Here is a 19,479-nt window from a genome sequence, read left to right as displayed (position 1 = left end):
TTTTAATGAATACTAATAATGTTTGTTTCTGATAAGAAAACTTTTTTATAACGGTAAGCAACAATTGATAATACAATACTTCCTAACACTGCTAATGCTGCTACTAAATAAAATACTAAGGCAACTCTCTTCTCTGCAAGAATACCTGTTATATAAGGAGAGCCCATTACAGATACCGATGTAGCTAGGGAATAGTAACTAGTTACAAGTCCCCTTCTTTGCGGGAAAAAATCGAGCAACGTTGCTAATCCTAATTGCCATATGCCACCAGCTGCGAAGAAGCCAATACAAAATGTTGCAAATACTAAGCTATAAATGTTTGGCATTACCAACATGCCAATAATCGCGAGTGCTGACATACTAGTACAAAAAATCATAAATGATAACACATTTACGCCACGCTTAACAATGGCAGATGTAATAAAAACTGAAACAAAGGAAAAAATACTATATAGACTGACAAACATGAGACTTGTGGTTCTTGCTATTCCGATAGCACTTTCTGCAAAACTAGGAACCCAAATAATAAAAATGTTGAATAGGGAAACAGAAACTAGTGAAAAGATTAATAGACAAAGCCCTTCAATCGCAAAGTTAGACTGATTCCATAAAGGTTTAATTTCAGTTGAAAATTCAGCGTCCACAACAGCTTCAGTCGCCTTATTTTTTTGATATTTAGGAAATGGTAATTTAAAAATAAAGAAAGCGTTGACTACTAAAAACAAACTAGAAGCAATGAAGGTCCATCCAAAATAAAAATGATGACGTAATAAAAAGCTAGTGATAATGGGCAGTAAAAATTGGCCGATAGAAATAAAAGCCTTATTCAGTACACTTAGGGCACTATTACTATTATGCTCCTCAAAAGCTTCCACAACGACAGGATAAGTAGCTGTGTCTAAAAAAGAATTACCAATACCAGCAAAGATGGCAAATATAAATGCAATCATATAATTACTAGTAAAAACTAAACCTAGATAAAAAATAATATAGGCTAAAGCTCCTAGGAGTACTGCTTTTCGCCGACCGAGAGCATCTGAAATCAAACCAGCAATATTAACACTTAGAATACGACCAAAACCAATGGCACTGATTACTAAAGTAATCTGACTAATGGAAGCCTGCCATCTTCCTTCCAGTATAGCCATATTCTGTGAAATAATAATTGCAGCGATTCCTTGAAAAATATAGTTAATATAAAGTGCACCAATAGTCGGTACATACTTATTTTTCATTGAATGATACTCCTTATGTATTTTTTATCAGTTAAAGAGAAAATCATTGTCCTCTCTTTTCTCTAGTTCCTTTCAGTCTTTGTTGCGTTAGAAAAGACTGATACTCCAAAAATATGGCCATAACGTTTTCCAGCAAACATCATTAGGGCCGCTGAGGCAAATCCACAAAGTGATACAAATAACATAATCAAATCTGCACGATTTGCCGCAATTAATTTGGAAGCTAGCATTGGAACAATATAAGAACCTAGAGCCATTACAAAATAATAGATACTTGTATTACGACCTTTGTTTTTATCAAAGAATTGGTTTAAAACTGCATTCCCCATTTGTAAGAGTCCACCAGCTGCAAAGAAGCCAATAATGATGCCAGCAAAAGTTAGTGTAGCAGCAGTTGGAATAAAGTAAACCAGAAGACCTGCTAACCCTGCAAAAATTGGGCTAATAACCAGTAAAGCAATATCACGAATGCCGCGAGCCATCAAAAAAGCAAAGACAATCGTCGCAATCAAACCACCAAGTTGATAATAAGAAGTCACAGCTGCTGCGCTTGTTTCTGACATGTGGATAACATTCTGAGCATACAATTTAGAGGCTTGTTGAAACAAGTAAAAAGTTGAGTAAATAGTAAAAGCAAAAGTCGAGAGAACAACACCATCTATAGCAAAATTTGCACTCTTTTTATTTGAAGATACTTTAGAACTTGTAGCAACGTGATCAGTACTTTGTCTAGCTTCTAATATTTTGATTGCTTCGCTGGCAGAAACATTTTGCTCTTTACGGATATCATTATCAGGGAACCTCGAAATAAGAACACCGATTAAAACTAGGATACTAAGAACAAAGGGAACAATAATACCAATCTCAACTGCCATTTTATGGCTTACTAAGTAAGCTACAAATAATGGGTAAAGCATTGAAGAAACAGAAATGAAGGCCTTACTAAAAATTGATGCTGTTGACTTATTTTCAGGATACATTTCAAATAAAGCCGGATTAATAGCACCATCGTAAAGTGAGGTCATTGCTCCACCAATAAAAGCGAGAATATTAGCCATCCAAAGGTTTGTTGCTACTAAAAATGAACCAAACATAATAACATAACCAAATAAACCTAAGGCAATCAATGGTTTACGACCAATTTTATCCGAAAGTGGTCCAGAAAAAGTTAAGAAAGAGATTTTTCCTAAACCAGTCCAAGCAATAACTGCGAAAACTGCTGCTGCTTCTACTTCCCATTTATTTGCAAAGAAGTTAGCATTTTGTGAAATGATAATAGCTTGAATGCCATGACAGAAATAGGTCATCCAGAGCAAAATCGCAGTAAAATTGTATTTATTGTTTTTAAACATAAGTTCCCCTTTTTAAAGATAATCCTAATAATCCTCTAGCTTTTATTAGCTATTTCCCTTGACTCTTTCAAGATAAGCTTTATGTTCTTTTTCTGCATAATGACGGCGACCTCCTGGCTTTGGAGTTTGATCACCCATCATAATACCAAAACCACCTTCAACACGTAATTCATGTCCATTTGTATAGTCAGAACGATCACTTGCAAGATAAAGTACTGCATTAGCAATATCCATAGTATTGCCAATCCGTTTGTTTGCAGTTAAAGCCTTACGACCTTTTTCTACATCTGGATCAGCATAGAAAGCTTCAGATAACGGCGTTTTAACAAAACATGGCTGAATACAGTTACTGCGCACCCCAAATTGACCCCACTCTGCTGCCATCTGACGAGACATCATATTTACACCCGCTTTTGTTGAACTATAAGCTGCAGAGTAGGTCTCAGGAAACACAGAAGCAATCGTTGATACATGAACCATATTCCCTTTTCCCTGTTTAATCATTTGACGACCAAATCGTTGCGATACTAGGAAGTAACCTGTTAAGTTAATATCTACCGTTTGCCGCCATTCTTCCAAAGGTAAGTCTTCAAGTGGACATGCTCGTAGCATAGCGGCTGTATTAACTAAAATATCAACACAACCGAATTTTTCAACTGTCTTCCTCACTGCATTTTCAACTGCTTCTTCTGATGTAGAATCAGTCACAATGGCTAAAGTATCAACACCATAAGTCGTCCTTATTTCTTCAGCATAAACATTTAAGTCATTCTCTTTAATATCGAGGAGGACAATATTTACACCTTGTTTAGCAAATTCTTGAACAATTGTTTTCCCCATACCTCCAACTGCTCCTGTAACGACTGCTATCTTTCCATTTAGCCCTAACCATTCTTCCGCCATTTTCCACCTATCTTTCTATTATATCGTAAATGAGTTGCTTCACTTATCTTTTTGTTAAAATCTTAACAAATTTATTAACATAGTTGCTCTGGCCAAGCTTCTTCAAGAACTTTAACCGTATTTTCATATGTATATCGAGAAGCATAATCTAAACCTTGAGCCAAAATAGCATCTGAAATCACTTCAACACCAATAACTCTAGGCCTGATACCTGCTTCCTTAATCATATTAACAAAACCAACAGTATCCTTAACTCCCGTTCCCGGAGCTAAACGATCATGCATTGACTCATCTCGGAGAATTGCTGACGCATATGGTCGTTCATAGGCATCATTGATTTGAATAGAAACAACTTTTGCCGCTTGCTTAGCTGTAAGCTGACGATAAGGTTGATCTGCCCGAACCCAGTGCCAAGTATCAAGAATCAACATGGCATTATCACAGCCAGAGGCTTCAACAACAGCATACGCCTTATCAAAATCAGGAAGTCCACTATATGGCATTGGTTCAACACCTATAATTAGGTCACCAGCGCGCTCGCAAAGTTCTTTTAATTTTTGAGCTGTGTAGTCAATAGAATAATTTTCCATCAGACCACAGTTGATATGAGCAACATTGAAAAGTCGACACATGTGGAAACATATCTGTTCTTTATATTTTTGCTCATAGGAACGGTTTTCTTCTGCCCACTGAACAATATATTCAACTTCAGTTACTTTAATATCATATTTATCTAAAATAGTTAACATATCATGATCTGTTAAACCTTCATTCAAAGCATCAACATAGGTTTCTGAGCGAAGTCCAATGCCTTGATATCCTGCATTTTTGGCTGCCTTAACCCGATCTTCAAAGCGACAAGTATCTCCTAAGGTCCAGGAGCTAATAGTAATTGGTGATTCTTGTGACATTCTACATCCTCCCAAAAGTTTGTTAATTTTTTAACATTCAGTTACAAACTCATTATAAGTTAAAGAAATCACAAAATCCAATTGAATTTTGAAAGGCTTTCCATAGAAAAAATTTATGGTTCATGATAGAATAAGGAAAACATTACGGAGAGTTGACTATGAATTTACAACATCTAAGATACTTTATTACGCTTGCCAGTGTAGAGCATTATACTAAAGCTGCTGAACAATTACATATTACACAGCCAACCTTAAGTCATGCTATTACAATAATTGAAAATGAGCTGGGCCTACGGCTTTTTGAAAAGCAAGGACGTAATATTGTACTTACATCTAATGGTAGAAGATTCGCGAAAGATATTCAAAAAGCGTTAAAAATTATTGATCAAAGTGTCTCACATCTCCAAGCAATCAGCCAAGACAAACTTGATATTAATATTGCCTTACTGCGTATTTTAAGTCACCGTATTGTCCCAAATCTAACGCGACAGTTTCTTACCCAATATCCCCAATCCCCAGCTAATTTTATTTTTTACAATGATAGCGGAATGACTACTGATTTACTTAAAGGGCTAACAGATGGTAAATATGATTTAGCCTTTTGTTCTAAAATTGAGAGCAATCCCCAAATTACTTTTATTCCTATTGCTATTCAAGATATGGTTATTGTCGTTCCTAAAAACCATGAGCTAACAAAGTTAGAAGAGGTAACTCTAGAAGATACACTCCCCTATTCACAAATTTGGTTTTCAAAGAAAAGTGGTGTTCGACCAGTAATTGAAGAACTGTACAAAAATTATAAAAACCAGATTAATATTACCTTTGAAATTGAAGAGGATGAAACCATTGCAGGTCTAGTCGCTCAAAATTTCGGTATTGCTATTCTGCCAAAATTAGAATTTTTAAAGACATTAGATGTCGATATTATTGAAGTAGAGGCCCTAAAAAACTCCCGTTATTATTACATGGCTTACCTCAATAGTACAACGCATGCTCCAGCCATACAAGACTTTATCAACTATGTTTCTAAACATTATCATATCGAACAAATGAGCCAATCTTAATTGAAAGGCTCATTTTCTATAGTTAGACTTGTTAAGCTTCCTCATCTAATTCTGAAAAGTATGTCTACTTATTCATGACTAACTTCATTTCTTAGCGACAAGTTTTTTCTAGAAATACATTAAATGTAAATGGATTATTTATTCCCCTTATTTTATTCTGAATAGGGTACTCCTAGCTAAATTAGCCATCTAGAAACTAACAATAGCTAACTACTTTTCTTATGATAAATACTGGGCCTTGCCTTGGCTAACCAAGATATCTCCATCCAAAATCTCAAGTTCTTTAGCTAGAATGATTTCAGCTGAGTCTCTGAGATATTTTTTAAAATGCTCGCTCTCAATATGCTTCTGATAAACCTCATGATTTTGATAAACTTCGAAAAAATACCATTGACTCAAGTCTTCTAAATTCCGGCCACAAAAAAGGGCTAAAACACCACTTTCTTTAGCAATTGAGGTGGGCATTTCTTGATTTAAGATATCCTTGAAGATAGCAGCATTTTCTGGAGCTAAACTTATTTTAGTTAAGCGAATATGTAATGTAGAAGCATTTTCAAAGATTTTCTTCTCAGCTTTCTCACAAAGCAACTCTGCTTGTAGTATAACAACTTTAGGACTCTTTAACCCATCCGCAGCATAATCTAAGAAGGTCTGGAAATGGTCTGTTTGGATATGTTGCCGATAGGCAGATTCATCCTGATAAATCTCAAAAACCACTTGCTGATTTGAATTTTCATGATAACAAGTGACCATGACCAAAGTTCCTTCTTCTTTATTGATAGCTTGTAAGAGATTGTCTTTCCCAACTTTCTGGAAAGTTTTCCTAGTAGATGGAATTGGCTCTAACTCAAAGAGGCGCATGATAGGTGCTTGTTTCTCTGGATTGGTCATAATGTCTCTCCTTATCAATCTAAAAAATATATCATTGAGCTTGTTCTTGTAATTATTAGCGGAGTAGATATTTCTCTCAAAGAAAAAATAATTTCCAAGTTGAAGGAATCGATAGCCCAGATTCAATAGATAACCCTTAACATCAAGTTTCCTAGAATCAAGGGACAACACTTATAAGTGTTATCAACCCTTTCTACAAAACAGGTTCTTCTGCTCTCTCAATAGTCAATTTCTTATCACTACCATTTTACTTTAAAATTTTGTGATAAAAGAGAGACATTATCATCGCTTCCCCATTTTCTTATCTTTGAACTCTATGTATTCCATTATACCAAAATTTATGAGTAAATTTAATACAACTCTTATCACCCATGATTGTTTACCAAAAAAGGAAGTTGTCTTAATAACTACAACTCCCTTTTTAATATCTATACCCAAATTTACGCCTATTTAAGGCCCTGATTGAAATCAACAAAGCTACTATGCTTGAAAAGGTCAACTCCAACAGTTCTAAAACAGGTTTTAAGATTGACGATTTTTAAAAGTTTGGCTAAGAAGACCACCTAAACTCATGACTATAACAAGCAATGCTAGCAACTTAGATTCCGCTTTTTCTCCAGTCGTTGGCAAAGCAGTTTTTTCTGCTTTTACAATTTGCGACGCTTGGTTAGTTACTTTATAAAAATGATTTTTATCTTCACCTTGACTCTGTTTTGTCACAAGGTTTTCTTCTTGAATAATGCTATCTGCCTCAATGGCTTCTTCATCGTCTGAGAATCCTGTCAAAACGGGGTGACTATCTTCACTGAATTCAATTGATTCTAAGTGCATACCAAATTGATGAATCGGTCTTTCACTGTCTTCTTCAATGACCTCATTTCCTGAGAAGCCTGTCAGAATAGGGTGACTATCTTCGACGAACTCTATGACTTCTGTCTGCGTACCAAATTGGTAAACTGGAATTTGACTGTCTTCTTCAATGACCTCATCGCCTGAGAAACCATTCATATCAAATTGTGTGTCTTCTGATTCTTCAATTAAGAAGCTTTGTCCTAACTCAAGACTTGGCTCGGAATCATATGTTTCTTCATAAATAGGATCACTATTTTCTTGAATAGAGAGAGCTCCAGAATTCGAACCGCCTATCACTTCTGTTGCTGTGTCTTCAAAAACATCGATAAAATCACTATTCCCAAAGATAAGTTCAATCTCACTGGTATCGCTTTGGCCCTCGCCTTCTGTTGGCAGAAGACTGTCATTTATGATAGGATCCTCTGGTAAGCTTGGATCACTTAAGTTTTCTTTAGGCCACTCTCCAGTTTCAATATCAAAAGCAATCTCTGCTTCTAACATAGGAACTAGTCTAAAACTTTTCAGGCTAAGCTTAGGTTTTTCTATCGTTATTTTTTCTAGTGGTGTTGGTGCTTGCGGCTCCAAGACTTGTTCATAAGTAGGGGGTTCTGGTTTAACAACTTCATTTAACTTAACTGAATTACCAAATAAAGAAAAAAGGATTCCTCCAACCCGCTTTTGTCCCGGAGCTGCTGTACTTGTTCCAGCCATTAGAGCAAGCTTTTCCTTGTCAAATTGCGCTTCTGTTAACTGTGATAATACTTTATAATTACTATCGGTGTATTGATAGTAACTATCTTCAGTAATGTGATGATAGTTCATCTCAGTCCCTACACCTACGGCTAACATGGTTCCCTCTGGAGTTTTATCAAAGTTTTGAACATTAAAGTCAGCAGCTGATGTAAATGTTTCATTATTATTTGTAATTTTTGAGCCCTGAGGTACTGAAAAAAGTTTCTTACCATCTTGACCAAAATCAAATTGAATTTTTTGACCTAGATCAATATCACCAATAACTTGAGTGATGAGAATTTTCGTTGGTTTATTATTTACCAAAAATTCAAATTTAAAGCCCATATCTCGGTGATTACGATAGACAAATTCAATTGATCCTGACTCTTGAGAAAGTTTCTCAAACTCCTTACCTATATAGAGAGCTTGTTCAACGGTATAGCTACCATCAGCTTTTTTCTGACCATAACCTTCTCCAAGTTGAGTAATAGTGACCTTTAAATCAAGACTATCACCTGTTTCAATCTTCCCAACGTTTTTTAAGACAAAGGAATCATTAACCTTATAGCCCGTTAATTTAACAGTATGACTAATACGGCTTGTTTCGTCTTTTAGCTCCATACCTTCACTGACCTTGAAATTGCCACTTACTTTTTCAAAAGTGGTATTTTTATTCCAAGTAATTGATTCTTGTAAAGAGTGAGCATCTAAGGCATCTAAATCAGCTTTAACTTTTAAGCCCTTATAGTAATCAATGCTATTCTTCTTTGTTTGGTCTAATTCCCCATACAGTTTTAAGGGGTCACTATTACCATTACTAACTGTTTTTTTATCTTCATCTGTAAATTGGTATTCCTGACCAAGAGTTTTTTCAGCTTCTTCATATTTTTTTTGCGCAATTTCGTAATTAGTCTTTTTTTCGCGATTAGCCGCTTCAATTCGCTCTTTTTCCTTTACCTGTTCTCGGTAAAGAGCAAGGTCTTCTTGATACTGCTTTTGCTTAGCTTCTTCCTCAGCTACTTTCGCCTTATAACTAGCTACTTCTGCTTCTATTTGTTTTTGCTGCTGATCATAGGTCTGATTAATCTCAGTTGCTATCTTTTCAGCCGCATGAGCACCAGGATAAGATATCTCATCTTCAGTAAGACTTACTTGGAAGCCTTCTGCTTGATATTTTTCTTCTAAACTCTTAACGTCATTTGAACGGTTAAGCGCTACTTCTAAGTCTTTAGTCGAATCATTGGCAAGTACTTGGCTAGAAGTATCATTAGCTACATTTGAAGATATTTCATCAGCAGATACTTGATTTGTTACTAGGAAAAAACTTAGCCAGGCAACTGATAAAAGTCCAAATGATGTTTTCCGTAAAGCGTAGCGATAATTATTTTTTAAAAAGCACATAGTTTTCTCTCTCTCATTACATTGTCTTAGGTGTTACTACTTTATTAGAAAACTAAGGAGCTTTTACAAGTAAAAGAAGACTATATTTTTCCCCAAAAATATATCATTTAGTATTTCTTAATAGTTAGTGATTTATAGCTGACAATGTCTATAATCATAACAAGTCTTTCTTCTTTTTTCTAGTAACTTTTCCTTATTTTTTTCTCAAAAAAAAGTATTCCTAATTGGTTAAATGAGAAAAAAACGCTTACTCCCTTTCCTATAGCGAATAGTTGATTTCTCACAGTGAATGATTTATAATGGCCTTATTTAAAAACCTACGTACTTTTTGCTGTTGACATATGTGAGGGAATCATTTGCTAGAACATTATTTAGAAAAACCGATTATAGATAAAAAAACACTCCTAACTATGTTTTTAGATAAGAAGGAATTTTTAGTACCAGACCTTCTGACTAAAACTAAATTATCTTACAATCTCATCAAACAGTATTGTCAAGAGTTAAATGACCAATTCCCCCAAAATCTTAAGATTGAGGTTACTCCCCAAGCTGTTACCACTACTTATAATGAAGAATTAAAAGATCACTATCTTTTTGACCTCTACGCTCAATCTAACATCTTGCAGCTCTTACGTTTTTTACTTTTGAATAAAGACAATCAAAAACCCTTAACTTATTTTGCTGAACGCTCTTTCATTTCAAATGCCTCTGCTTATCGTATGCGAGAAGCCATACGGCCCTTTTTAAAGGAAATAGGTTTAACCTTAAACAAAAACCTCATTGGAGGTGATGAATATCGGATTCGTTTCCTGATTGCTCTTCTACAATCTAAATTTGGCATCATCATTTATAAATTTACACAAGAAGATTTTTACCTTATCAACCAATTCATTACTAACAGTGCTTCTAGCTTAAAATTTTCAAACTTACTTGAACATTCCTTTCAATTTTACAATACTTTACTAGCCTTATCTTGGAAACGATTTGATTATCAAGTATATCTTCCCCAATCAGATATTTTTACTGAGCTAAAACAAATCTTTATTTATCAAAAGATATCGGAAACTGTTACTGCCACTATTGAAAAAGAGATTCACCTTTCTTTTAGCACTTCTGATGTTGATTACCTTTTCCTGATCTATATCCTTGCTAACAATTCTTTTGCCAGTCAAGAATGGACTAAGGAAGAAGTTGATTTTTATATTTCCATTTTTGAACAGAATGATAATTTCCAGTTACTGCTGAATCCTTTAAAAAAACTATTTAATGTTCCCAAAACTAAAGAGAAAGAATTTTTAAGAATTGTATTAGCCTTCGCTAAAGATCACATCTATCAATTAGAACCATTTATTCCTGAAAAAAATTATTTTCTTTCAAATTATTGCTCGGAAAATAGTTTACTTAAAGAAGCTATTTTTAAGATCGTCAAAAAATGGAAAAAAGATATTAAACAAGCAGTGCAAGTGAACACACGTCACCTAAATCTCTTTTGTAATCATTTGGAACTTTTTTTGAAGAGTTACCAATCTCCTCTACAACTCGTTTTTTTATCTACTGATTTTACTAGTTCTATGACCCTCACTGATTTTATCGCCAACCGTTTTTCCTCAGATTATGTTTGTTTCCACTCTTATTATCTTTTAACGGATGATATTTATCAAATTGCTGATATTAACCCTCATTTAATTGTGACCAGCCATCAGCTTATTCCTTTTATTGAACAAGAAATCATTTCTGGAATTCCAATTCTGGACTTTTCACATAATAATCTTGAAGCCAATACCAGACAATTACAAGATACCATTGCTAACTTAAAAGCAGAGCAATTTTCTAATTTTTTGAAACAGCAGATTCAGTTAGCTGAGACTTAGATATATTTTAGAGTCATATAAAAAACAAAGCCTATCAGTTTTAGATAGGCTTTGTTTCATTGGTTACTTATTATCTTTCTTTTCTACGTTAAATACGACATTATTATTCGTCTTTGCGACGTTTAACTGCTGCAAACAGCCCCCCGCTGGCTACTAGCAAACCAGTAATCCAAAAGAGCTGACTTTCTTTCTTACTACTAGTTCCATCAGCTAAGCTTGGTAATGTTCTTGTAGTAGATTTCGCTGCCATAGCGTCTACTTCTGAAGTCACCTGTTGCCCTTGGTAAACAAGGAATCGGGAATCTTGATGGTAAACTGGTACTACCGTATTATTATCTGTAGCTGGTCTATGACATTCACCTTCAACAAATGCTGTTAGGTTTGTCCCAAAAATGGCATTACTTACCCAACGATAAAAATTGATTGTATGAGTCTTATTAACAGGATTACCAGCAAAGATAAACATTGGTTGCCCTTGGAATATACCACTCACAGCTACCGTTTTATTTGCTAAACCTTCGTGTTGTGGCCACCAACCTGAAACGTAGAAATCACTTGGTGAAATCTTAGCTAGGCTTATAAAGCCAGCAGGAACTCCTTGAATCCAAGAACCAGAATTAGCATAATAAAGTGACTGTGCCCCATAACCACTTGTATAAGGACTACTTGCATCAAGGTTAATTTTCATTAAACCTTCATAGCTTCCTCCATCCTTTTCATTAGTCATAGCTGCATCAAATCCAGGTAAGACTCCCAAACTTTCCAATTTAGCCATTGCCACTCCACCAAGGACGATGATTGGTTTCTTCCCGAGAACACTAGCATCAAATTGATCATTATCTAGAATAATAACATCTGCTTGGTCTGCCGAATTAACAACATTGAAGCCCATCTGTCTTAAAGCCAAGCTGACTTCTGAAGGTGATGTGAAACCTAAGGAAGCGTTTGGATTACCAGGTGCATAGACGCTTAATGCTTTTAGACTTTGACCAATTGGTTTCAAACAGGTTGGTTGAGCATATAACGGGTAGGTTGCTACAACACTTTCATAAGTTAATTTATCCATGACGTAACCGTCATTAGTTAGATAAACCTTGTTACCAGCTTTTAAAGCTGCATTAACGGCCTGGACAGCTGCTAATGAATTATTAGAAACAATGTAATACTCTTTATCAGTTGGAGCTGTCCTAGGAGCACTTGTTAAAGTAACATGACCAATTTTACCAGCAAATAACCCTGATTGGTAAATAGCATCCGCTTTAAAACCACGCATTGCTGGGAAATTCATAACAAGTTCAGCATACATTGCTGGCCATTCGGACTCGTTTGCGCCTTTATACATAACATGATTAGCATAGCCTCTCTTGGCTTGCGCCATATCAATCACTAAATCACCCTTATGGTAACCAGCTACATCTTGCGTCAATTGACTCAAGACGACGCCATTACGACGGAAGTAGTCAATCATTTTAAATGCTTGATCAGTATCACTTTCTGTTGAAAGCTCCATTGGGATAATATAGTAATCTGGGAAAAAGTTAGTATGACCATCTTTAATTCTTCCCTTAACGGTCCCATCAACTGTAACCAGTTCATCGTTAGCAGCAGCCACCTCTGCTTTATGAATACCACGTGAGTAAAATGCTAAACGATTCTTCATCAGCTGGTCACTATTTTGCAAATCATAATTAATACCTGCCAAAACAGCATAGTATCCTGCCTTATAAGACTCCTCATTAGTTTCAGGAATTTCTATAGTATGGCCTAAAATACCATGATAGAGACCATATACTGCTGTATAGCCTGAGAAGGAGTCATCCCAGCCGGAAGCGTAATCAAATTTTGGAATAATGTAACTATCATAATTCGAGTTTGTAATACCCGCATTTCCCATAGCACGCGCTCCCTCAACTAAGCTATGATCAAATAAATCATATTCAAAGTTTGGATCATGTGGTGGTGTGCATGGTTCTATTAAAAACTCCTTAACAAAGCCATGCACATCGAAAATTGCAATAGGATTCCATTTATTGATTTGTTCAACAATGGCACGTGTTTCAGGATTTGTCTGATAACCGGTATCTCGGTTAGGATCTAAACCATTATTGAGAGCACGGGTATTAGCAATGTCCCCATCTGGATTTTCCGTAAAATCAAATAATAAGATAACTTTTTCTAAGAGAGCCGGAATATCAATTTTAACCGATATGGGATTTTTATCAGCATCAACGGTTTGATAATCGATACTTGTTTGTCTTGCAAAAGCTTCAAAAAGGCCTCTGACAATATCAATACCTGGTTGCTCATCCGCATGAGTATTATTGATAAGAATAGGCAATTGGTAATCAAATTTTCCTTGAGCTAATAGCTTTAAGGCTTGGTCAGGTTGCATTAGCATCATTGGTGTTGTGTGGTTAAGATATCTATCAAGAGTAGCTTGATCTTTTGCCACAATACCCATTTTGATATCATTACCAAGAGCACTTTTACCAATAGTTTCTACTTCTACAAGGCGATCCGTTGCATGATTTACTTGAACATCTTTTAAGGTATTAAGTAACTCTTCATGAGTTTGGTAACTTTCATAAGGTCGTAAGGTCAGCTCTTTTGTAATAACTGTTAAGCCATCTTGACTAATACCTTGAAGACTATAAGTTCCCATATAGTCACGATAAGTCCGACGAATATTATTAGGCCAACGCAGACTTAGATCTGATCCAAAAAGTGGGTCAATTTTAATTTGGTAGGTGGTACCACCTGTTGTTACTATACTTTGTACCGTCACTGTTGGTTTCCCAGAAAACTGACCTGTTTTGATATCATAGGTATTAGCAGGCAAGTTTGGAATTGTCCAAGTCACAGGACTCTCCGTTGCCACAGTTACATCAACCTGATTAGACTTATCCATATAGATAGTTTGAGGCTTTTCAACTTGTGTTGTTGCGCTCGGAGTAGCTTGGGCACTAACTGAAAGAGCAGTTATCTCGTTGATACTAGCTTCTGTTGCTACTAGTTCTGTGTTGACCTCAGGATTTACCGAAGCCTCCCCCCCTATAGCTGCCGAGGGCGTCGGGACTGCTACCTCTGTTCCTACTGTCGTATTTTCCGTCAAAGACGCATCTGTGGCAGTGCTTGCAGGAGCAGTTTGACTACTTGTTGGGACAAGGGGGGCCTTCAAAGAAACAACATCTGCTTTGGCTTGTTGAGCTAAGGCAAGACTACAAAGTATTAAGCATGATGCTGACAAACCTTTGATAACTCTATCAGCATAAGTTGAATGACTAGAATTGATTTTAGTCATATAGGCCTCCTAAATTAGAATAATTACTCATTTTTCTTATTTTGCCATCATTTTATCATTTTGAGTAACTTTTTGCAAGCGCTTCCATATCTTTTAACTATTCTAAAGAATGATACTATTATCATTTTATGTTAATGATGTAAAAGCTGAATCTATACTAGTATTTATAATAATTTTTATTACTTTTGTATATTTATTTGTTTATTTAGCTATATTATTAATAAATATTTATTTTTGCGCTAGTTTATAATTATTTTACTATACATACAATGACATTTTTTCGAAAGATTATTCCTATTCAAGAATATTTATTCTTAAAAAAATCAAAAAAGAGCACAATTGTGCCCTTAGACTAACTTGCTTATTTCTTTCGTAACTTAACCACCGCTTCAGTTCTTGCCGTGTGAGGGAACATATCTACTGATTGGATATATTCTACATGGTAAAACTTGGCTAAAGTAACTAAGTCACGTGCTAAGGTTGAGGTATTACACGAGACATAAACCATTTTCTCAGGCTGATACTTTACGATTGTCTCTAGTAATTTTTCATCCAAACCTGTTCTTGGCGGATCAACAATAATAGCATCGGCCCGATAGCCTTCATTGTACCACGTGGGAATCAGGTCTTCTGCTTTACCAGCTTCGTAATAGGTATTAGTAAAGCCCATTGCTTTGGCATTCTGTTTTGCATCAGCAATTGCTTCTGGAATAATATCCATCCCTCGTATGCTTTTCACATGTTTGGCAAAAGCAAAACCAATTGTACCAACACCACAATAGGCATCTATTATTTGATCGTTTTCAGAAACTTCCAAAGCTTTTACAACTTCTGAATATAGGGTCTCTGTTTGTTGAGGATTTAATTGATAAAATGCTCTTGGTGATAAAGCAAAGCTATAGTCTAAGACATCTTCATTGATTGTCTCTTTACCCCAAATAATTTCGGTTCGTTCCCCATAGAGACCACTTGTTTTTGATCCATTATAATTAATAGCTACTGTCTTTATCTCCTCAAAGTTAGCCACTAACGCTTTGACCAAGGGAGCAAGATGCAATTCTTTACTTGTTACAAAAATGAGTTGAACTTGCCCACTTGATTGGCCTTTTCGAATCATGACAGTACGTAAGCCAGCAATATGACGTTCGTTATAAATAGGAATCCGATGCCGTTCTAACAAGCAGACAATATCGTTAATAATTGCCTGAGTAGTGCTATCTTGTACTAAACAATTTTCAATACTAATCAAACGGTGACTGCCTTCAGCAAATAAACCGGCATGCACCTTCCCACCAAATGATCTCGTCTGAAACTGCAATTTAGCCCGATAATGCCATGGTTCTACCATACCAATAGTATGCTTGATGGTAAAATTTTCAAAGCCCTGTGGCTGAAATTTTTTAAGGCTCTGACGAATAACATCATCTTTAAAGTCCAACTGCTTAGGATAAGCTAAGTGCATAATTTGACAACCTCCGCAGTCTTCATAAATAGGGCAACGAGGTTGTACTCGATCCTTGGAGGCTTTAAGAATTGTTATTAGCCTAGCATAGAGGAAACGCTGATTGACTGAGGTGACTTGGCAAAGAACTTCTTCTCCCTTTAAGGCACCTGGTATAAAAACTAAGGTCTTTTTATAAAAACCGATACCTTCACCGTTAATCCCCATTCGCTTTACCTTTAGTTTAATTTTTTGTTTTTCTCTGATAACTTGCATATAAACCCTTTTCCCATCTGCTTAGCAATTCTCAAAACACTAGTGAAAATCCTTTTCTACTATTTTACCATTTATTTGTTATAATAATTAATATGAAAATAAGCAAAATTGAAAAGAAAAAACGGCTCTATCTGCTTGAATTGGATCATAGTGAAAAACTATATGTTACTGAAGACACTATTGTTAAATTTATGCTATCTAAGGATATGGAGATAAGCCGCGAGCAACTAAATGAGATAAAAGTGTTCGCTCAATTTTCACATGGCAAGAACCTCGCCCTTTATTACATTTCATTCCAAGTTAGAACCAAAAAACAAGTGATTGATTATCTTTACAAAAATGAGATCGATAAAATCACAATTGATCAAATTATCAATGATTTAGAAGAAAATAACTGGATTAATGATACTAAGTATATTGAGGCTTATCTCAGACAAAATATATTATCTGGAGATAGAGGCCCCCACGTTCTGAAGCAAAAACTTTTACAAAAAGGCATCTCTCCATCACTAATTGATCAACACCTCACTAATTATGATTATTCTCCTCTTGTAGAAAAATTAGTCAAAAAATTGCTTTCTAAATATCAGGGAAAACTACCCGAAAAAGCATTAAAAGATAAAATTACCCAGTCCATTATTACTAAGGGATTCTCCTATGATTTGGCGAAGTCCGCTTTAGGACACCTCGAGTTGGAACAAGATCAGGAGCTAAGTAATCATCTATTAACAAAAGAATTGACAAAGCAGCATCGCAAATTCAGTAAAAAGTGGGACGGCTATGAACTTCGACAAAGACTTTTTCAAGCACTCTATCGTAAAGGATTTGATTCTGACGCGATTAATCAAGCTTTAAGAGAATACCTGTAAGTCACTCAAAATGAGTGATTTTATTCTTTTTTTGTGATAGAATATATCAGATAAGTTTAATTGTAGAAAGTTGGTAAGGCATGAAATTACCTAAGGAAGGCGACTTTATTACAATTCAGAGTTATAAGCATGATGGTAGTTTACACCGCACTTGGCGGGACACTATGGTACTAAAGACAACTGAAAATGCTTTGATTGGGGTAAATGATCACACGCTAGTCACAGAAAGTGATGGTAGGCGCTGGGTCACTAGAGAACCAGCCATTATTTACTTCCATAAGAAATACTGGTTTAACATCATTGCAATGATTAGAGATAATGGAATTTCTTATTATTGCAACTTGGCTAGTCCTTTTATTTTAGACGGTGAAGCATTAAAATATATTGACTACGATTTAGATGTTAAAGTATTTGCAGATGGTGAGAAGAGATTACTAGATGTGGATGAATATGAAATACACAAAGAGAAAATGCAGTATTCTCCTGATATTGACTTCATTTTGAAAGAAAATGTAAAAGTCCTAGTCGATTGGATTAACCATGAAAAAGGACCTTTCTCAAAAGCATATATCAAAATTTGGTACAAACGTTATCTTGAACTGAAGAATCGTTAATAAAAGTCAGGCACTCCCATCGGAGTGCTTTGCTTATCATTTAGAAAGGAAATAGCTATGGCTTTTCAAAATACTCGAGAACGATATGCAAGCTTTGGTGTAGCAACCTCAATACCACCAGAAATTATTGACACATTCTGGCAAATTATTGATGAGAATTTAAAAGGTGTCTTCCCTTTAGAGCGCATCTTGCTTTTCGTATTAGTGAAAAATAGCAAAAACAACCTTTCTATTGAATACCATGATAAAAAGAGAAGCTTACTAATCGTTTTTGACTATGACTATCCTTATGATCCTTTTCTACCAAAGTATGTCTATGCTATTGATAATGATGGACTTGAAACAATCCTCTTAAAACATGAAATCAGTTGAGCTCACTCCAACAAAGTATCTCTACTGAGATATAAACATAACAACATAAAACGCTAGTACTATCTTAGAATTTAAGAGAACTACTAGAAGTCAAAATGAGTAGTGACATAGACTACTCATTTTTTATATAGTGATATAACTAACAAAAAAACTCTTCATATAGAAGAGTATAACTTATAGTCCGTACGGGATTCGAACCCGTGTTACCGCCGTGAAAAGGCGGTGTCTTAACCCCTTGACCAACGGACCATATGCTTTAATGGGCACGAGTGGACTCGAACCCCCGACCTTCCGGGTATGAACCGGACGCTCTAGCCAGCTGAGCTACACCGCCATCACATCGGGAAGACAGGATTCGAACCTGCGACACCTTGGTCCCAAACCAAGTACTCTACCAAGCTGAGCTACTTCCCGAATTTATGCACCCTAGAGGAGTCGAACCTCTAACCGCCTGATTCGTAGTCAGGTACTCTATCCAGTTGAGCTAAGGGTGCTTTTTATTAAATTAATGCCGAGGACCGGAATCGAACCGGTACGATGTAAACCATCGCAGGATTTTAAGTCCTGTGCGTCTGCCAGTTCCGCCACCCCGGCCACTCAAAAGCGAACGACGGGATTCGAACCCGCGACCCCCACCTTGGCAAGGTGGTGTTCTACCACTGAACTACGTTCGCAATTGTTGTAAATGCCGGCTACATGATTTGAACACGCGACCCTCTGATTACAAATCAGATGCTCTACCAACTGAGCTAAGCCGGCCTAAGGTTATGCGGGTTAAGGGACTTGAACCCCCACGCCGTTAAGCGCCAGATCCTAAATCTGGTGCGTCTGCCAATTCCGCCAAACCCGCTTGATGACCCGTACTGGGCTCGAACCAGTGACCCATTGATTAAAAGTCAATTGCTCTACCAACTGAGCTAACGAGTCTCATCTTCATCTTTTTAATCAATTAACGAATGACATAAGCTTCGCTTATTCTATCCGCAACTTTTAAAAGTCAACCTGACTTTTAAAACGGTCCCGACGGGAATCGAACCCGCGATCTTCGCCGTGACAGGGCGACGTGATAACCGCTACACTACGGGACCTCGTATCTTTATTAATACTATGGGAGTTAACGGGTTCGAACCGCTGACCCTCTGCTTGTAAGGCAGATGCTCTCCCAGCTGAGCTAAACTCCCATCGAGTGGTCTAAGCTAAGCGACTTCCGTATCTAACAGGGGGCAACCCCCAACTACTTCAGGCGTTCTAGGGCTTAACTACTGTGTTCGGCATGGGTACAGGTGTATCTCCTAGGCTATCGTCACTTAACTTATGATTGAACTGTATTCGAACTTAAATCTTACTGAAAAAGTTAAACTTCCTTGTGTGCAACCACACAGCCTCAATTCCCT

General features: G+C 36.2%; 13 protein-coding genes, 11 tRNA genes and 1 rRNA gene. 5 read left to right on the top strand and 20 right to left on the bottom strand.

Annotated features, from left to right (window positions below; translation table 11 throughout):
* Nucleotides 1–2: 2 nt before the first annotated feature.
* From FGK96_RS01845 to FGK96_RS01830, 4 genes are all read right to left on the bottom strand, one after another.
* Nucleotides 3–1,235, bottom strand: coding sequence for an MFS transporter (locus FGK96_RS01845; RefSeq protein ID WP_138080827.1), 1,233 nt, complete (start codon nt 1,233–1,235; stop codon nt 3–5).
* Between the two features lie 62 nt (nt 1,236–1,297).
* A complete protein-coding gene (locus FGK96_RS01840) occupies nt 1,298–2,587 on the bottom strand; it encodes an MFS transporter (RefSeq protein WP_138080825.1) in 1,290 nt (429 codons plus the stop codon).
* A 45-nt stretch (nt 2,588–2,632) separates the two neighbouring features.
* On the bottom strand, nt 2,633–3,490 hold the full coding sequence (locus FGK96_RS01835) for an SDR family NAD(P)-dependent oxidoreductase (RefSeq protein WP_138080823.1): 858 nt from the start codon (nt 3,488–3,490) through the stop codon (nt 2,633–2,635).
* Nucleotides 3,491–3,564: 74 nt separating this feature from the next.
* Entirely contained in the window at nt 3,565–4,401 is an 837-nt protein-coding gene (locus tag FGK96_RS01830) for a sugar phosphate isomerase/epimerase family protein (protein WP_093958936.1), read from the bottom strand.
* A 158-nt stretch (nt 4,402–4,559) separates the two neighbouring features.
* Between FGK96_RS01830 and FGK96_RS01825 the strand changes: the two genes are divergently transcribed.
* Nucleotides 4,560–5,465, top strand: coding sequence for a LysR family transcriptional regulator (locus FGK96_RS01825; RefSeq protein WP_138080821.1), 906 nt, complete (start codon nt 4,560–4,562; stop codon nt 5,463–5,465).
* A 219-nt stretch (nt 5,466–5,684) separates the two neighbouring features.
* Here FGK96_RS01825 and FGK96_RS01820 read toward each other — a convergent pair whose 3' ends face one another.
* Nucleotides 5,685–6,356 (bottom strand): putative quinol monooxygenase, encoded by a 672-nt coding sequence (locus tag FGK96_RS01820; protein ID WP_138080819.1) that lies wholly within the window; start codon nt 6,354–6,356, stop codon nt 5,685–5,687.
* 522 nt (nt 6,357–6,878) lie between these two features.
* Nucleotides 6,879–9,341 carry a fibronectin binding protein gene (locus FGK96_RS01815; RefSeq protein ID WP_138080817.1) on the bottom strand — a complete coding sequence of 821 codons (2,463 nt, stop codon included), beginning with the start codon at nt 9,339–9,341 and terminating at the stop codon, nt 6,879–6,881.
* A 356-nt stretch (nt 9,342–9,697) separates the two neighbouring features.
* On the opposite strand from FGK96_RS01815, the gene FGK96_RS01810 reads away from it, so the two are divergent.
* Nucleotides 9,698–11,212: a helix-turn-helix domain-containing protein gene (locus FGK96_RS01810; RefSeq protein WP_093958939.1), complete on the top strand. Its 1,515-nt coding sequence runs from the start codon at nt 9,698–9,700 to the stop codon at nt 11,210–11,212.
* Nucleotides 11,213–11,315: 103 nt separating this feature from the next.
* Here FGK96_RS01810 and FGK96_RS01805 read toward each other — a convergent pair whose 3' ends face one another.
* Entirely contained in the window at nt 11,316–14,513 is a 3,198-nt protein-coding gene (locus tag FGK96_RS01805) for a zinc carboxypeptidase (RefSeq protein WP_138080815.1), read from the bottom strand.
* A 361-nt stretch (nt 14,514–14,874) separates the two neighbouring features.
* The gene (gene rlmD, locus FGK96_RS01800) at nt 14,875–16,230 is read right to left on the bottom strand and encodes a 23S rRNA (uracil(1939)-C(5))-methyltransferase RlmD (protein WP_138080813.1); all 1,356 of its coding nucleotides are present in this window, start codon (nt 16,228–16,230) and stop codon (nt 14,875–14,877) included.
* Nucleotides 16,231–16,322: 92 nt separating this feature from the next.
* On the opposite strand from rlmD, the gene recX reads away from it, so the two are divergent.
* From recX to FGK96_RS01785, 3 genes are all read left to right on the top strand, one after another.
* A complete protein-coding gene (recX, locus tag FGK96_RS01795) occupies nt 16,323–17,099 on the top strand; it encodes a recombination regulator RecX (protein ID WP_172601576.1) in 777 nt (258 codons plus the stop codon).
* Between the two features lie 80 nt (nt 17,100–17,179).
* Complete coding sequence (locus FGK96_RS01790) at nt 17,180–17,713, top strand: DUF402 domain-containing protein (protein WP_138080809.1); 534 nt, start codon at nt 17,180–17,182, stop codon at nt 17,711–17,713.
* 57 nt (nt 17,714–17,770) lie between these two features.
* Nucleotides 17,771–18,085 (top strand): DUF960 domain-containing protein, encoded by a 315-nt coding sequence (locus FGK96_RS01785; RefSeq protein ID WP_138080807.1) that lies wholly within the window; start codon nt 17,771–17,773, stop codon nt 18,083–18,085.
* Nucleotides 18,086–18,262: 177 nt separating this feature from the next.
* On the opposite strand, the gene FGK96_RS01780 is transcribed toward FGK96_RS01785, so the two are convergent.
* The 12 genes from FGK96_RS01780 to rrf all read right to left on the bottom strand — a co-directional run bounded on the left by FGK96_RS01780 (nt 18,263) and on the right by rrf (nt 19,396).
* Nucleotides 18,263–18,334, bottom strand: a tRNA-Glu gene (locus FGK96_RS01780).
* Between the two features lie 11 nt (nt 18,335–18,345).
* Nucleotides 18,346–18,414 (bottom strand) — tRNA-Met (locus tag FGK96_RS01775).
* 11 nt (nt 18,415–18,425) lie between these two features.
* A tRNA-Pro gene (locus FGK96_RS01770) sits at nt 18,426–18,499 on the bottom strand.
* A 6-nt stretch (nt 18,500–18,505) separates the two neighbouring features.
* Nucleotides 18,506–18,579, bottom strand: a tRNA-Arg gene (locus FGK96_RS01765).
* A 15-nt stretch (nt 18,580–18,594) separates the two neighbouring features.
* Nucleotides 18,595–18,679: transfer RNA gene (locus FGK96_RS01760), tRNA-Leu, on the bottom strand.
* A gap of 8 nt (nt 18,680–18,687) precedes the next feature.
* Nucleotides 18,688–18,759, bottom strand: a tRNA-Gly gene (locus FGK96_RS01755).
* Between the two features lie 12 nt (nt 18,760–18,771).
* Nucleotides 18,772–18,844: transfer RNA gene (locus tag FGK96_RS01750), tRNA-Thr, on the bottom strand.
* Nucleotides 18,845–18,853: 9 nt separating this feature from the next.
* Nucleotides 18,854–18,935 (bottom strand) — tRNA-Leu (locus FGK96_RS01745).
* A 4-nt stretch (nt 18,936–18,939) separates the two neighbouring features.
* Nucleotides 18,940–19,012 (bottom strand) — tRNA-Lys (locus tag FGK96_RS01740).
* An 88-nt stretch (nt 19,013–19,100) separates the two neighbouring features.
* A tRNA-Asp gene (locus FGK96_RS01735) sits at nt 19,101–19,173 on the bottom strand.
* Between the two features lie 20 nt (nt 19,174–19,193).
* Nucleotides 19,194–19,266 (bottom strand) — tRNA-Val (locus FGK96_RS01730).
* A 14-nt stretch (nt 19,267–19,280) separates the two neighbouring features.
* A 5S ribosomal RNA gene (gene rrf / locus FGK96_RS01725) occupies nt 19,281–19,396 on the bottom strand.
* Nucleotides 19,397–19,479: the final 83 nt, after the last annotated feature.

It is taken from the genome of Streptococcus porcinus, from assembly GCF_901542335.1.
Taxonomy (GTDB): domain Bacteria; phylum Bacillota; class Bacilli; order Lactobacillales; family Streptococcaceae; genus Streptococcus; species Streptococcus porcinus_A.
This window is presented reverse-complemented; position numbering and strand designations above follow the sequence as displayed.

Bases quoted from the DNA above. Each gene is read 5' to 3' on its own strand.
- FGK96_RS01845 (WP_138080827.1), bottom strand. From the start codon at position 1,235: ATGAAAAATAAGTATGTACCGACTATTGGTGCACTTTATATTAACTAT.
- rlmD (WP_138080813.1), bottom strand. From the start codon at position 16,230: ATGCAAGTTATCAGAGAAAAACAAAAAATTAAACTAAAGGTAAAGCGA.
- FGK96_RS01805 (WP_138080815.1), bottom strand. From the start codon at position 14,513: ATGACTAAAATCAATTCTAGTCATTCAACTTATGCTGATAGAGTTATC.
- FGK96_RS01840 (WP_138080825.1), bottom strand. From the start codon at position 2,587: ATGTTTAAAAACAATAAATACAATTTTACTGCGATTTTGCTCTGGATG.
- FGK96_RS01785 (WP_138080807.1), top strand. From the start codon at position 17,771: ATGGCTTTTCAAAATACTCGAGAACGATATGCAAGCTTTGGTGTAGCA.
- FGK96_RS01825 (WP_138080821.1), top strand. From the start codon at position 4,560: ATGAATTTACAACATCTAAGATACTTTATTACGCTTGCCAGTGTAGAG.
- FGK96_RS01830 (WP_093958936.1), bottom strand. From the start codon at position 4,401: ATGTCACAAGAATCACCAATTACTATTAGCTCCTGGACCTTAGGAGAT.
- FGK96_RS01835 (WP_138080823.1), bottom strand. From the start codon at position 3,490: ATGGCGGAAGAATGGTTAGGGCTAAATGGAAAGATAGCAGTCGTTACA.
- FGK96_RS01790 (WP_138080809.1), top strand. From the start codon at position 17,180: ATGAAATTACCTAAGGAAGGCGACTTTATTACAATTCAGAGTTATAAG.
- FGK96_RS01820 (WP_138080819.1), bottom strand. From the start codon at position 6,356: ATGACCAATCCAGAGAAACAAGCACCTATCATGCGCCTCTTTGAGTTA.
- recX (WP_172601576.1), top strand. From the start codon at position 16,323: ATGAAAATAAGCAAAATTGAAAAGAAAAAACGGCTCTATCTGCTTGAA.
- FGK96_RS01815 (WP_138080817.1), bottom strand. From the start codon at position 9,341: ATGTGCTTTTTAAAAAATAATTATCGCTACGCTTTACGGAAAACATCA.